Genomic DNA, 13,645 nt, shown 5'->3' on the forward strand with positions numbered 1-13,645 from the left:
AACAGCAACGCTGAAAGTAATATTGCTCACTCCCCACAGCAACGCAGCACCAAACAAAGAAAAAAAGAGATAACAGCGAGAAGTTAGGAGGCCGTCAGAACCGCTAAGCCGATGAGGGATTTCAGGACGAGCGACAGGGATGTCGCGAAGAGGCGGGATCGCGCCACGGATGGCGCGTCCTGGCGTTCCGTAAGAAATCCGGAAGAGGCGAAGGGACCGCGAAGCGGCGGTGAAGCAGGCCGGAGCCCGGGGTCAAGGGGGCGCGGCGACTGGCGGCCCCTTGTCGGTCGCCGGCAGCGGCGAAACTGAAACTACCGCAGCCAGCCGGCGAACGAAAACCTTTCATAGCCCGTTCGCACAGCGGACAAAAGGCCCGGCGGGCCGCTACCCGCCTCTGCCCACGCTCAGGTCAGCGGCCCACCATCATGTTAGCCACCAGATACTTACGCCCTGCGGCGTCCTCTTCGGTGTAAACTCCCTGCAATTCCGGCGAGAAGCCCGGCAGTAAATTAACGCCCTCTTCCAGCGCCAGGAAGTAGCGCTGCACCGCCCCGCCCCACACTTCACCCGGTACCACGCAGAGCACGCCCGGTGGATAAGGCAATGCGCCTTCTGCAGCAATCCGCCCTTCGGCTTCAGCGATCGGCACCAGTTCAACCTCTCCGCGAATGTACGCCTGATGCGCATCCTGAGGATTCACCGCCACCGGCGGCAGACCTGCTTCGCGGAACATCATCCGTTGCAGGCTCTTCACATCGTGGCTGACATAAAGATCGTGCATCTCCTGGCACAGTCGGCGCAGGGTATAGCCGGCATAACGTTGAGCATTCTTGCGGTAAATCGTCGGCAACACTTCAGCCAGCGGCGCATCCTCCTTAACGTGCTGTTCGAACTGCGCCAGCATCGCCACCAGATTGGCCATTTTCTCCGGGCTTTCGGCTGGCGTCAGCAGGAACAGGATCGAGTTAAGATCGCACTTCTCCGGCACGATGCCGTTCTCACGCAGATAGTTCGCCAGGATAGTGGCGGGAATGCCAAACCCGGCGTAGTCACCGCTCGCCGCATCAATGCCCGGCGTGGTCAGCAGCAGCTTGCAGGGATCAACACGATACTGATCGCGGGCATAACCCGCAAAGCCGTGCCAGTTGGCCTGCGGTTCAAAGCTGAAATAGCGCAGATCGCGGGCGATCGTCTCAGTCGGGGCCGCCTGCCAGGGTTGCCCATCGACCGTTTCCGGCACAAACGGCAGGATCATCTCACACCGCTCAAGGATCGCTTTACGCGCCTCGATCCCCAGCGTAACGCACTCATCCCACATCCGCCGTCCCGCCTCACCCTGATGCATGCGGGCGTTGATGTCCAGCGCGGCGAACAGCGGATAGAACGGACTGGTTGAGGCGTGCAGCATAAAGGCGTTATTCAGGCGCTTATGCGGGCAAAAGCGTCGCTGACCACGGATGTGGTTATCTTTTTTATGGATCTGCGAGGTCTGCGAAAAGCCCGCCAGCTGCTTGTGCACCGACTGGGTGACAAAAATGCCGGGATCGTTTTCAGTCAGCGTCAGGGTCAGCGGCGAACAGCCTTCCATCAGCGGAATAAACTGCTCATAGCCGAGCCAGGCGGAATCGAACAGGATGTAATCACACAGGTGGCCGATGCGATCCACCACCTGACGCGCGTTATAAACCGTGCCGTCGTAGGTGCCCAGCTGAATAATCGCCAGCCGGAAAGGACGCGCTTCTGCGGCACGCTGAGGGGCCACCTTGCCGATCTGCTCGCGCAGATAAGCCTCATCGAAGCAGTGCGCGTCAATGCCGCCGATAAAGCCGAAAGGATTACGCGCGGCTTCAAGATAAACCGGCGTCGCACCCGCCTGAATCAGTGCACCGTGATGATTCGATTTGTGGTTATTGCGGTCAAACAGCACCAGATCGCCGCGCGTCAGCAGCGCATTGGTCACCACTTTATTGGCGCTGGAGGTGCCGTTAAGTACGAAGTAGGTTTTATCGGCGTTAAACACCTTTGCCGCGTACTTCTGCGCATCTTTAGCCGATCCTTCGTGAATCAGCAGGTCGCCCAGTTTGACGTCGGCATTGCACATATCAGAACGGAAAAGGTTCTCGCCATAAAAATCATAGAACTGTTTGCCCGCCGGATGCTTTTTGAAGAATGCCCCGCCCTGATGCCCCGGACAGGCGAAAGTACTGTTCTGCATATCCACATAGCGGGTCAGCGTCTCGAAAAACGGCGGCAGCAGAGCCGCTTCATACGCCTGCGCGGCGGCTTCCAGCGCGATCCAGTCCTGCGGTTCACCGTTCAGCTCACCGCTGACGCCAGGCAGGTGCATCACCTCTTCCTCAAACGCGTTAGCCACAAACACCGGCAGATTAAAGCCGGTGTGGCGCAACAGGGCCAGCACGCCGCTGCGGGTATCCGCCAGTGAGACGACCACCGCCGCAACATCGGTAAAGTCAGTGTTATCCAGCGTCACCACGTCGCGCGCAGTGTTAAGAGTAAGATTGGGCGCCACCGCGGCGCTGGCAGCAATTTTCAGTGGGGTCATAAGGCAAATCCCTAACGTCAGGGCGTGAGTGCCAGAGGCACAGCAATGGGGAGATCTCCCCGGCGGATAATGTCAAACAGGGGCATGCGGCTGCTTTCAGCCACCGATGATCGGTAATACGACATCTTTACCGATAGCCAGCAGCCAGCGCCAGACTCGCCTCACCGCATGGTGATGCAGAACGTGATCGGCGGAGCGGAGAATAATCGGGCGTAAGCCGGAAACAACGAACGGTAACCAGAGCGAGTGCGCGGTGAACCGGACATGGCAACGTCCTCTGAAAGCGATAAGCGGGTGCAAAAAAGTGGCGGTCATGATGTCATCTTTTTTTGGCGCGAACAAGCCGCAGAAAGCAATTAATTAGTCAACCTGCTAAAATTACAAGCTATTGTTTTAATTGATTTAAATAAAATTAAACCTGAAATATTCGACTAATTAACTGAATTATATGCTGATTTATGCACTCCTCCTTCGCTAATCCGTTCAGCGTTGCCGGCGGGGAGAGCGGCGCGGCCAGCCGTTAGCGGCCCTGTCCCTACCGTAATCACGCCAGCAGGCGTAAACTTATTTCCCTCTTTCCTATTTTGCCGGAGGCTGCATGTTCAAGGCACTGGTCATTGAAAATGACGAACAGGGTTACCGTTCTCTGCTGAAAGATCTTCCCGAATCTCAACTGCCCGACCACGATGTCACTCTCGACGTCAGTTACTCATCCCTGAACTATAAAGATGCGCTGGCGATCTGTAATAAAGGTCCGATCGTGCGTCAGTTTCCGATGGTTCCGGGTATCGACTTTGTTGGACGGGTCACCGCCAGCCGTCATCCCGACTGGCAACAGGACGACGTCGCCCTGCTTACCGGCTGGGGCGTGGGCGAAAAACAGTGGGGTGGCCTGGCGCAGAAAGCCAGCGTGACCGGCGACTGGCTGGTAGAGGTGCCCGCTACGCTCAGCCCGCTGCAAACCATGGCGATTGGCACCGCAGGCCTGACCGCGATGCTGTGCGTGATGGCGCTGGAAAAACAGGGAATTACGCCGGATCGCGGTCCGGTGCTGGTAACCGGTGCCAGCGGCGGCGTCGGCAGCTTTAGCGTCAGCCTGCTGGCCCGGCTCGGCTATCAGGTGATCGCCTCCAGCGGACGCGCCAGCGATCACGCTTATCTGCTGGATACGCTGGGTGCGGCTTCAGTTATTGACCGCAACGAACTCTCCCAGCCCGGTAAGCCGTTAATGAAAGAGCGCTGGGCGGCAGCGATAGATAGCGTCGGCAGCCACACGCTGGCCAACGTGCTGGCCGCGACCCAGCGTGACGGCGCGGTCGCCGCCTGCGGAATGGCGCAGGGACTGGATCTGCCGACCAGCGTTGCACCGTTTATCTTACGCGGCGTCACGCTGGCCGGCGTGGACAGTGTGATGTCTCCGATCCCGCTGCGCCAGCAAGCCTGGCAACGGCTCGGAGAATTACTTGATAGCGATCTGCTGAGCCAGCTGACGCAGGTGATCCCCTTAAGCGAAGCCCGCCAGGGGGCTCAGGACCTGCTGGAGGGCAAAGTGCGTGGCCGCCTGATCGTCGACTGTCGCTAAAACGGTTACACCTGTCGGATAAGGCGCAGCATTGCGCCTTTATTCCACCGGCAGCTGAAGTCGTTTAATCAGGCCTGCCAGCGCAAACTGCGCGCCCTGCTCCATTACCGATTTGGGATCGCCACTGAACTGATGACACTCGGCATCATCACGGCCATTCGGCAATACCCAGCCGAACCAGATGGTGCCCGCCGGCGTGCCATCTTCACCACCATCAGGCCCGGCATAGCCGCTGATCGACAGCCCGACCGGCTCGCCGGAGCGCGCGCAGGCCCCCTGCGCCATTTCCCGCACCGTCTGTTCACTGACCGCCGTATGCTGCTCCAGCGTCGAGGGACGAACCCCCAGCAGGCGGACCTTGGCATTCTCGCTGTAGGTCACAAAGCCACTGGTATAAAAGTTGCCGCTGTTCTCCACCGCCGCCAGCGTCATGCTAATTAACCCGGCGGTACAGGATTCGGCAGTAGCAAGATGAAGTCCGGAAGAGAGTAAAATTTCACCCAGTTGTTGAGCGGTCTGGTCTAATGATTGCGCCATTATTGTCTCCTTAATAACTCACCCAGGAACACAAGTATGGCGCAAAACTGGCAACACAGAGCCTCGCAACACAATGTTTTAAAAGCGAAACGGCCTAAACCCGCAGCTGGATATGCGGCTGTCCGCTCGCACCCTGCGTGACCTGCAACTCAGCCTGATACCAGCGGGTCAGCGTCGCTTCCGTCATCACCGCCTGCGGCGTACCCTGCGCCACCAGCCTGCCGGCGTGCAGCAGCAGGATGCGATCGGCCCATAACGCCGCCTGATTCAAATCGTGCAGCACGGCGCAGACGCTAAGCTCACCGGCCCGGGTGAGCTGTCGCAATAAACGCAGCGTCTGCTGCTGCCAGAAGAGATCCAGCGCCGAGGTCGGTTCATCCAGAAACAGCCAGCCGCGCGGCGCGCCATCCTGCCACAGCTGTGCCAGCACCCGCGCCAGTTGCACCCGCTGCTGCTCGCCGCCGGAAAGCTGGCGGTAGTCGCGCTGGGCCAGCGAATCACAGCCGGTCAGCTGCATGACCTCAGCCACAATCTGCCGGCTTCCGGCCTCCGGCCAGGGCGCACGTCCCATTGCCACCACCGATTCGGCGGATTGAGAAAAGGTCAGCTGGGTTTGCTGACGCATCACCGCCCGGCGGCGTGCCAGCTGATGGCGTGACCAGTCCGCCAGCCGGGTTGCGCCCAAGCGACATTCACCCCGATCGGGCGGCAGGAAACCCGTCAGCAGGCGCAGCAATGTCGATTTACCGGCACCGTTGGGGCCAATCAGCGCCACCATCTCACCGGCCGCCAGCGTCACGTCAAGCCGATCGATAATCGCCTTGCCGTCGCGGAATAAACAGAGATCCGTGGCCTGCAGTAATTCGTTCATTCGATGCCTCGCTGTTGACGCAGGATCAGCCAGAGAAACCACGGCCCGCCAATCAGGCTGGTGAGCAGGCCGACCGGCATCTCCGCCGGCACCACCACCGTGCGCGCCAGGGTATCGGCCAGCAGCAGCAGGATCGCCCCGGCCAGCGCTGAACCGGGCAGCAACCAGCGATGATCGCTGCCAAGACAAAAACGCATCACGTGTGGCACCACTAAGCCGACAAAGCCGATCACCCCGCTGACCGAAACCGCGGTGCCGACCAGCAGCGCGCTGAGGATCAGTAACTGGTGCTGAGTGCGTTTCACATCAACGCCCATGTAATGGGCATCTTCTTCCCCCGCCTGCAGCAGATTCAGCTGGCGCGCCCCGGTCTGTAACAGCAGCAGCGCCGGTAAAATCAGCACCGCGCAAATCAGCAGCGCCGGCCATTGTGCCTGGCTCAGGCTGCCCATTCCCCACAGCGACAGCTGACGCAGTTGCTGATCGTTGCTCAGCCACGACAGCACACCGACCGCCGCCCCGCACAGCGCATTAATGGCGATGCCCACCAGCAGCAGTCGCGACAGATTGCCGCGCGCCAGACCGCTGAAGCTGAAGATGAGCAGCGTCACCAGCAGGCTGCCGATAAACGCGGCGATCATCGGCAGCCACAGCGCCAGCGACGGCGGCAGGGCCAGCGGAACAATGATTGCCAGCGCCACCGCCAGTCCGGCACCGCTGCTGATGCCGAGCAGACCCGGATCGGCCAGCGGGTTGCGAAACACACCCTGCATCACCGCGCCCGACACCGCCAGCGCCATGCCGATCAGCACCGCCAGCAGTACGCGCGGCAGGCGGATATTCAGCCAGATTTGCCAGATCATATCGCTGAGCGGTGCCTGCCACAGGGCGCGCAGCGACAGGGACATCGCGCCAAGGTTGGCCGCCAGCACCATCGATACCAGCAACAATAGGGCCATCAGCGCCAGACCGCGCAGCGTATTACCGTTCATGCATCAGAGATTCCGCTGCCTGGCGTAACCGGAGGATGGCCCGCGGCGTATCCAGACCAAAGCCCAGCAGTGCCTGAGTATCGATCACCAGTAAATGATGCTGCTGACCAGCTGGCGTCAGTGCCAGACCGGGTAGCTGCCACAAACGCTGTTCGCCGCCGATAGTTTGCAACCCCTCTTCACCCATCACCACCAGGTCCGGCGCGGCAGCGATCACCCCTTCCTGCGACAGCGCCTGATAGTGCGGCACGCTGCCCATCGCATTTTCCAGCCCGGCGCTGCGGATGGCGCTATCGGCAGCGGTCTGCTGACCCGCGGCCATCGATTTCATGCCGCTGTTGGCCATAATATAGAGCACCTTTACCGGCAGCGTCTGCCGTGGCAGCTGGCCGATCTGCTGCGTCATCTGTTGTGCCAGTGCCTGCGCCTCGTTCTGATGGCCGAGCGCCTGGCCGATAGTGATAATTTTTTGCGGGATCGCCTGCAGGCTGTTCTCGCCGCTGACCGTGACCACGCGCACCCCGGCCTGGGCAATCTGTTGCAGTACCCGCGACGGCCTGGCCTGCGCACTGGCGATCACCAGCGTCGGTTTAAGCGCCAGAATCCCTTCGGCATTGAGCTGGCGCATGTAGCCAACATCCGGCAGCCGGGTGGCCAGCGCCGGATGCAGACTGGTGCTGTCGCGCGCCACCAGCTGCTGCTGGGCATCCAGCGCATAGATAATCTGGGTGACGTCACCGCCAATCGATACCACCCGCTCCGCCGCCAGCGCAGGCAGCACCAGCAACAGGCCCAGCAGACTCAGCCATTTCATGCCATTGCTCCCGCCGCGCGCAGGGCCTCGATCTGCTCGCGCCAGCGTCGCTGTTCCGCCGTGCCTTCATTACGCTGCCCGTACAACTGGGCGATCTGCGTGCCGTCGGCGGCAAACAGTTCCAGGCTGGTGACAAAGCCGTCGCCACTCGGTTTGCGGGTGATCCAGCTTTCGCTGATCTGGTCCGCCATCAGATGCAGGGTAAAGTGAGGATTAAAGACGTTGAGCCAGTTTTCCAGCGGCACCAGTTTGTCGATCGCGCCGGTGAAAATCTGGGTACAGCCCCGGTTACCGACAAAAATCATAATTTCGTTACCCGCCTGCTGCGCCATCTGCAACAGACGCGCCAGCGCATCGTTGCTGGTCTGCGAGGCCAGATCGTCACCGGCAGCGCGGAACGCCTGCTGGCGCGACAGGTTATGCCGCCTGAGCAGGCTGAAAAACTGATGAACGTCGGTCATGGCGCGCCATTCGCGATCGACGGCGGCGGCATCGACCGCAGGGTTGTGAGCGACGGCAGCGACCGGCTCCACCTGTAGCGGCGGCGCACTGACCTCGGTAAACGCGACGATCAGCGCCTGCCACGCCGCCCGGTCGGTCTGATCGGTCGCATAGATCTTCAGTACCGCATCACCGTGGCGATCGAAAATCTGAATGCTGTGCCGTTCGCCCTGTGCGGTTTGCTCCTGCAGGGCAAACGCACTGCGCCACTGGGCGACAAACAGACGCTGATCCAGCGCGCGCGGGTTCAGCACCAGGCCAGCATGGGCACCGAGCTGCAGGTTTTTATACTCGCCCAGCTGTTCATGAACGGCATAGGCGTTACGGGTAATGCTTTTGGTCTGGCCGACCGACTCCAGCGCTTTCAGCAGTGCCGGAAAGTCGCACTTCAGCCGTCGGGCATCTATCCCGATTCGTGCCTCACACAGCGCCGCTTCGCTGATGCCGATCAACGCCGCAAGGTCACGGGCATATTTTTTCGGTTGTTCGCCTTTCAGGGCGAGGTAGTGCTGGTAAACAGAATTCATGATGAGGTGCTCCCATGGTGATGCCCGGCATCAGCGCCGGGTATCAATGATCAGAAATCGACGTTAACGCCCAACTGGAAAGTACGGCCCGGCATCACCGCCAGCGCCTGATCGTTGCGTTCCTGCTGGGTGGCACTGGTCAGTTCACGGCTGCTGAGGTAATCCCGGTATTTACGATCGGTGATGTTATACAGCCCACCACTCAGCCTGACCTGTGGCGTCATCCGCCAGTAAGCCGTCATGTCCACCATGCCGTAACCGGGCACCCGCATATAGTCGGTGCTGGACTCTGTCAGGCTGCCGCCGCTGTTGGCATAACTGTTACGGTTGGTGGCACTGGCCTGTTTGCCTTTAACAAAGGTGGCGGTGACGGCCGCGCCATAGCCGCGCGCCTCGTCATCCCAGGCCAGTCCGACAATCGCTTTCATCGGAGCCACGCTCTCCAGGTCAATGTAGCGGTCGCCGAGGTAGCTCGACTTTGCCGCTCCCTGGGTGTAGCCAAACGCCAGCCTGGCGCTCAGGCCATCCACCTGCCGGAACCAGCTGCCGAAGTTCACTATGCTGATGATTTCCGCGCCGTAGATATACGCCTTGTCGCGGTTCTCCGCCTGGTAAGTGGTGTAGATGTTGCCGGGGACATTAACGAACTTACCCGGATTTGCCGCGCGGCTGTAGCGGGTAAAGGCGATAAAGTTTTTGTAGTCGTTATAAAACGCCGCGGCATTGACCGTAATGCCGTCGGTCAGCTGGCCTTTCACGCCCCACTCATAGTTATTGCTGGTCTCGGTTTTTAAATCCGGGTTGCCAATCAGCGCATACTGCGCGGGGCCGGCATAGCTGGAGCCGAGGTTCCATGAGCCATACAGCTGGCTGTCGTTGGGGAACTGCGCCCCGCGGGTATATTGCAGATAGGTCATCAGGCCAGGCGTGAGATCGTACTGGAAGGCGATCGACGGTAACACCTGAGTATCGGTGTTGGCCGAACCGTACAGCGCGGAGACTTCACTGGCATCGAGAACGCTGCTGTTGGTGGTCAGCGTTCCGACATCACGTGGTTTGGTGTTCTGGTATGCCACCCGCACGCCAGGGATCAGCGCCGCTTTATGTCCGTCAGCATCAAAATTGATTCTGTCCTGCAGATAGCCGCCCAGCGTATAGCTGCGACTGTTGGCCTGCGGCTGCATGATAACACTGTAAACACTGGGGGCCGGCGACTGACGGAACGGCCGCTCGGTATCCACCTGCCGCGCATTCAATCCGCCACTCAGCTCATGACGTCCCAGGGTTTTGGTCGCCCGAGTGTCGAAACCGTAGGTGTCACTGTTGTAATCGGAATAGACGTTTTGCCAGGCAGTGGCACTTGATGGCATCAGGGTATTGTCGTGCGCCTCAGTTTGTTGCCAGTAAATACGGCTGGTCAGGCTGTCGATGATCTCATTGTAAGGAGTGTATTCATCAGCAAGGCTGATGCCCCAGCGGCGCGTATCGCTCTGCTGCTGTGCGGTGCCCCAGATTGTATTGCCTGAGGTATCCCAGCTGTCGTAATGGCTGTGATTGGTTTTGTGGTAGTAGTCAACGGTAGCGCTCAGCTGATGCGCATCGTTGGGCTGCCAGATACCGGAACTCATAAAGGCGTCGGAGTGCCAGTTAGCAGGATACGCATCCAGCGTGTCGCTGTTATTGCGGGTTTGCTGGCCGTCGCGGCGGCTGTAGACAAAGATACCGCGCAGCTCATCGTCGCCTGCCGCGGCGGTAAGGCCGTTATGCCAGCTGCGGTTGGCGGAGTCGTAGTCGCTCTGGTAGCCAAAATAGGTCGATTTGCCGGGACGCAGGTAATCGTCGGGGGATTTGTTGCGGAACGAGACATTGCCGCCAATCGAGGTGTTGGGCTGATCAACCGCAGTGGCGCCCTTTTCAATGTCGATGCGGCCAAACAGATAAGGGTCGATGTAGTCCCGGCCAATGCCAAAACTGTCCAGCCCGGCACGTCCGACGTAACTGCGACCGGTTGCCTGGGGTAACGGGATGCCATCCACGTCCAGCCCGACGCGGTTACTTTCCAGCCCGCGAATGTTATAGCCGGTATAGCCCGCCCGATCGAAGCCGCTCTTGCCGGCAGACGATCCCCCCTGCGCGCCGGTGGCGCTGATCAGCGGTTCATAACGCATGATTGAGCCAAAATCGGTGGCCCCGCGCCGTTGCAGATCGGCTGCCGACAGGCTGGTTTTGCTGCCTGCCGTTTTTTTGATTTCGGGTGCCGTGACCATCATTACCGTTTCGGCCTGGCTTTGGCTGTAATCGGTGCGCGCCAGCGGAGCAGATTCGCTCCCGGCGGCATAACTGCAGGTGGCCTGGATGGCAGAGGCGAGTAACGCCAGTTTACACCGACGCAGTTGCGTCAATCCCTGAAAAAGTCGTGACATGGGCGCGAATTACCTGATTAATTGTTAGTATTCGCTCACTTGCTTGCTGGCATCATCAAAACGGCTCTGTATCAAAGCCGTAAAAACCGGACTTATTTCTGAATATAAATTATGATCCGCAATTTAATGCAATTGATAATCATTATCAATCTTATTTACATTTAACTCTATTTTGCAGCGCACAGTTTGTTAACTACAATTAACCGGTAATTTATCAATACGTTAAAGGAATAGAGTTATGGCACAAAAACCTGTGGTCGTTATCCACTACTGTATGCAATGCAACTGGCTGATGCGGTCAGCGTGGATGGCACAGGAACTGCTGCACACCTTCGCTGACGATTTGGCGGAAGTGACGCTCAGGCCGGGCACCGGCGGTATCTTCGAGATTACTCTTGATGAACATCTGCTGTGGGAGCGTAAACGGGACGGCGGCTTTCCTGACGCCACCAGCCTGAAGCAGCGGGTGCGTGACATCTGTTTCCCGGATCGTACGCTGGGCCACATTGATAAGCACAAACCTGAAGTAAGCTAAGTCGCCGGCTGGCTACCCGCAAAGGGGGAGAAGGTCAGCTACGGGTTATTTTTTCTGCCGCGTCCTGCAGTGCCGCGATCAGCGTCTGCAGCGCGGCCTCGGAGATATCCTGCTGCGCCAGTCGCGTATTAAGCGCCATTTTCAGTTCGTAAATCGCCTGTTCAACCACCGGAATACTGCGGTTGTTGACCAGAATAGCCAGTGACGATAAACGCCCGATCAGGCTGGCAATCTGGTCGCGGTTGGCGGCCAGCAGCGTCTCGCCAGCCCCGGTCAGCCGGTAGGCTTTGCGGGTGGCCTGCGCGTCCACCACCTCAATCGCCTCCATCTCTTCCAGCAGCGTCAGATTGGGATAAATGATGCCCGGACTGGGCGAATACTCCCCTTTCGACAACTCTTCCACTGACTTGATCAGCTCATAGCCGTGCGCGGCATTCTGCGCCAGAAAATGGAGCATCAGCAGACGAATATCACTCGCCTCCAGCATTTTTTCCCGACGCTTACGCCGGCTGCCGCAACCGCCCGCGCGCGTGGATTGATCGCCAGATGAAGATGCTGAATGGTCTTTCATTGCCTGCCCGGGGAGAAGAAAAGGAGATTGATGGTAGAACGCCGCCTGGCAAAATTCAACACAGGCGGCGGACCCGCTTACTTCTGGTGCCAGTACGCCACGGCCCGCACGTAATCACTGTTTAGCCCGCGCTGGACGGTGAAGTAATCACTCAGCGCTTTAACAAACTCGCCTTCGCCGGTGAGCCAGATGAAGTAATCTTCCGACGGCATTGCCAGTCGATCCAGCCGATCGGTTAGCTGGCTGAGCTGCGCCAGTTGCATCTGGCCGCTGCCGAGCCAGTTCAGATTAACGCCCGCCGTATCGGGTAAATAGTCACGGCCGGTGGCCTGATCGACATAGGCGAACAGGTGCAGATCCGACCCGGCAATATCAGGCTGACGGCGCGCAAAAGCAGGCAAGCCGGTCTCATCACAGACATAGAGCTGGAACGCGTAATCGGTCGGTACGATCAGCGAGCCGCGCGGACCGCCGACAATCAGACTGTCGCCGATCTGCGCCTGGCTCGCCCAGTCGCTGGCCACGCCCTGCTGATGAATGTAGAAATCGAGCGTCAGCGACGAGACGCCATCAAAGGCCAGCGGCGTGTATTCACGGGCCAGCGGACGCAAACCGTCTGGCCAGACAATCCCCTGGTCGGTTATCTGCGGCAGTACCGGCGTTTCACCGGCGGTGGCGGGAAAGAAGACCTTAATGTGGTCATCGAAGCCCGGCGAAGTAAAGCCCGCCAGATCGCTGCCGCTAAATTCAATGCGCCAGAAATTACCGGCAATGTTAGTTTTACTCGCCACCTGAATATGACGAAAGCGCAGTTCGTTACGGACGCGTTGAGGAAGACGATCAGAGTTAGCGTTTGGCAAAATATCTCTCCTGGAACGGGGTGAATGCCCGTCACGTCAGGGCATCAGCTAAACTATGGAATCAAAATCATTCTCATCTGAGTGGCTCAGGTTAGCTATGATATATCTTCAACACAATGACGAAAAATGCGATCGATCCAGATTAAGATATATTTTAGCTGCACATCTGATGCGACGTCAGGTGGCAATGTCAGCGATGAAACGGCGGGTCAGGATTGAAAAGGCCGGTCAGCAACAAAGGGCAAGCGATAGCGGCCAGTCAGCATCTGGTGCAGCTCAGTGAAGGCAGGAGAATAAACAGAATTGATAACCGGGCGGTTGCGCTGTCGGCTGGACGTGATGCAGGCGAGTGGTCATGTCGGCAGAAAATGGTGCAGTCAGGTAGTTGTCGACGAGAAGCGCTATCACCGTCACCGCAGGTGACAGGCGAGCTTTTCTGCCGGTAATGCCCGCCGCGCCGTTATCTGGGCGGCCTCGCGATTACCGGCAGAACGGTTACAGCGTGTCGTTAAATCCGGATGCGGCAGGATTATTCTGGGTATGCTGCGGCAGCTGGCCGTCGCCCAGAATTTCGTGCTGAGAGATCTGTGAATGCGGGTGCAGCCCGGCAGGTGGCGAGAACGGTTCTGCCAGTTGAGCCGCAGCCAGCATAGGCAATGCCGAAAGCATTGAAATAAGGAACAACATTGAGCGTCGCATAATTTTCTTCGTTTATCGTTTTTAGCCAGAAATGGCCGGAAATGCAGATGATTGTTTCAGCCCCGCCAGGAAAGCACGATGAATGGAGCACAGCAGGGTTTCGGTGAAGGATTTTACGCCAGAATGGTAAGTTATTTTATAAAATCGTGCGGTTTGTCACGGTTTACCGC

General features: G+C 58.8%; 13 protein-coding genes. 2 read left to right on the forward strand and 11 right to left on the reverse strand.

The features are described 5' to 3' along the window. Positions 1-409: 409 nt before the first annotated feature. Positions 410-2,563 carry an ornithine decarboxylase gene (locus tag AC6I8D_RS16350; RefSeq protein WP_497820475.1) on the reverse strand — a complete coding sequence of 718 codons (2,154 nt, stop codon included), beginning with the start codon at positions 2,561-2,563 and terminating at the stop codon, positions 410-412. Positions 2,564-2,659: 96 nt separating this feature from the next. Then, on the reverse strand, positions 2,660-2,878 hold the full coding sequence (locus AC6I8D_RS16355) for a hypothetical protein (protein ID WP_497820476.1): 219 nt from the start codon (positions 2,876-2,878) through the stop codon (positions 2,660-2,662). Positions 2,879-3,161: 283 nt separating this feature from the next. Here AC6I8D_RS16355 and acuI point away from each other — a divergent pair, with 283 nt between their 5' ends. After that, complete coding sequence (gene acuI, locus AC6I8D_RS16360) at positions 3,162-4,145, forward strand: acrylyl-CoA reductase (NADPH) (protein WP_497820477.1); 984 nt, start codon at positions 3,162-3,164, stop codon at positions 4,143-4,145. A gap of 39 nt (positions 4,146-4,184) precedes the next feature. Here acuI and AC6I8D_RS16365 read toward each other — a convergent pair whose 3' ends face one another. The 6 genes from AC6I8D_RS16365 to AC6I8D_RS16390 all read right to left on the reverse strand — a co-directional run bounded on the left by AC6I8D_RS16365 (position 4,185) and on the right by AC6I8D_RS16390 (position 10,810). Then, positions 4,185-4,682: a CinA family protein gene (locus AC6I8D_RS16365; RefSeq protein WP_312053009.1), complete on the reverse strand. Its 498-nt coding sequence runs from the start codon at positions 4,680-4,682 to the stop codon at positions 4,185-4,187. A 94-nt stretch (positions 4,683-4,776) separates the two neighbouring features. Further along, positions 4,777-5,553 (reverse strand): heme ABC transporter ATP-binding protein, encoded by a 777-nt coding sequence (locus AC6I8D_RS16370; RefSeq protein WP_497820478.1) that lies wholly within the window; start codon positions 5,551-5,553, stop codon positions 4,777-4,779. Then, a complete protein-coding gene (locus AC6I8D_RS16375; protein WP_497820479.1) occupies positions 5,550-6,545 on the reverse strand; it encodes a FecCD family ABC transporter permease in 996 nt (331 codons plus the stop codon). Before AC6I8D_RS16375 ends, AC6I8D_RS16370 begins: the two co-directional genes overlap by 4 nt. Beyond that, entirely contained in the window at positions 6,535-7,359 is an 825-nt protein-coding gene (locus AC6I8D_RS16380) for a heme/hemin ABC transporter substrate-binding protein (protein ID WP_312053014.1), read from the reverse strand. The genes AC6I8D_RS16375 and AC6I8D_RS16380 overlap by 11 nt, the downstream gene beginning before the upstream one ends. Beyond that, entirely contained in the window at positions 7,356-8,387 is a 1,032-nt protein-coding gene (locus tag AC6I8D_RS16385) for a hemin-degrading factor (protein WP_497820480.1), read from the reverse strand. Before AC6I8D_RS16385 ends, AC6I8D_RS16380 begins: the two co-directional genes overlap by 4 nt. 50 nt (positions 8,388-8,437) lie before the next feature. Continuing rightward, positions 8,438-10,810, reverse strand: a complete 2,373-nt coding sequence (locus tag AC6I8D_RS16390) for a TonB-dependent receptor domain-containing protein (protein ID WP_497820481.1) — start codon at positions 10,808-10,810, stop codon at positions 8,438-8,440. Between the two features lie 238 nt (positions 10,811-11,048). Between AC6I8D_RS16390 and AC6I8D_RS16395 the strand changes: the two genes are divergently transcribed. Then, positions 11,049-11,345 (forward strand): Rdx family protein, encoded by a 297-nt coding sequence (locus tag AC6I8D_RS16395; protein WP_312053017.1) that lies wholly within the window; start codon positions 11,049-11,051, stop codon positions 11,343-11,345. 34 nt (positions 11,346-11,379) lie between these two features. On the opposite strand, the gene AC6I8D_RS16400 is transcribed toward AC6I8D_RS16395, so the two are convergent. From AC6I8D_RS16400 to AC6I8D_RS16410, 3 genes are all read right to left on the reverse strand, one after another. Then, positions 11,380-11,916: a PadR family transcriptional regulator gene (locus tag AC6I8D_RS16400; protein WP_497820482.1), complete on the reverse strand. Its 537-nt coding sequence runs from the start codon at positions 11,914-11,916 to the stop codon at positions 11,380-11,382. 77 nt (positions 11,917-11,993) lie between these two features. Further along, complete coding sequence (locus AC6I8D_RS16405; protein ID WP_312053020.1) at positions 11,994-12,776, reverse strand: siderophore-interacting protein; 783 nt, start codon at positions 12,774-12,776, stop codon at positions 11,994-11,996. A gap of 495 nt (positions 12,777-13,271) precedes the next feature. Then, positions 13,272-13,475 carry a hypothetical protein gene (locus AC6I8D_RS16410; protein WP_497820483.1) on the reverse strand — a complete coding sequence of 68 codons (204 nt, stop codon included), beginning with the start codon at positions 13,473-13,475 and terminating at the stop codon, positions 13,272-13,274. Positions 13,476-13,645 lie beyond the last annotated feature (170 nt).

This window comes from Pantoea sp. X-Soil-MYKO-1785, from assembly GCF_059730675.1.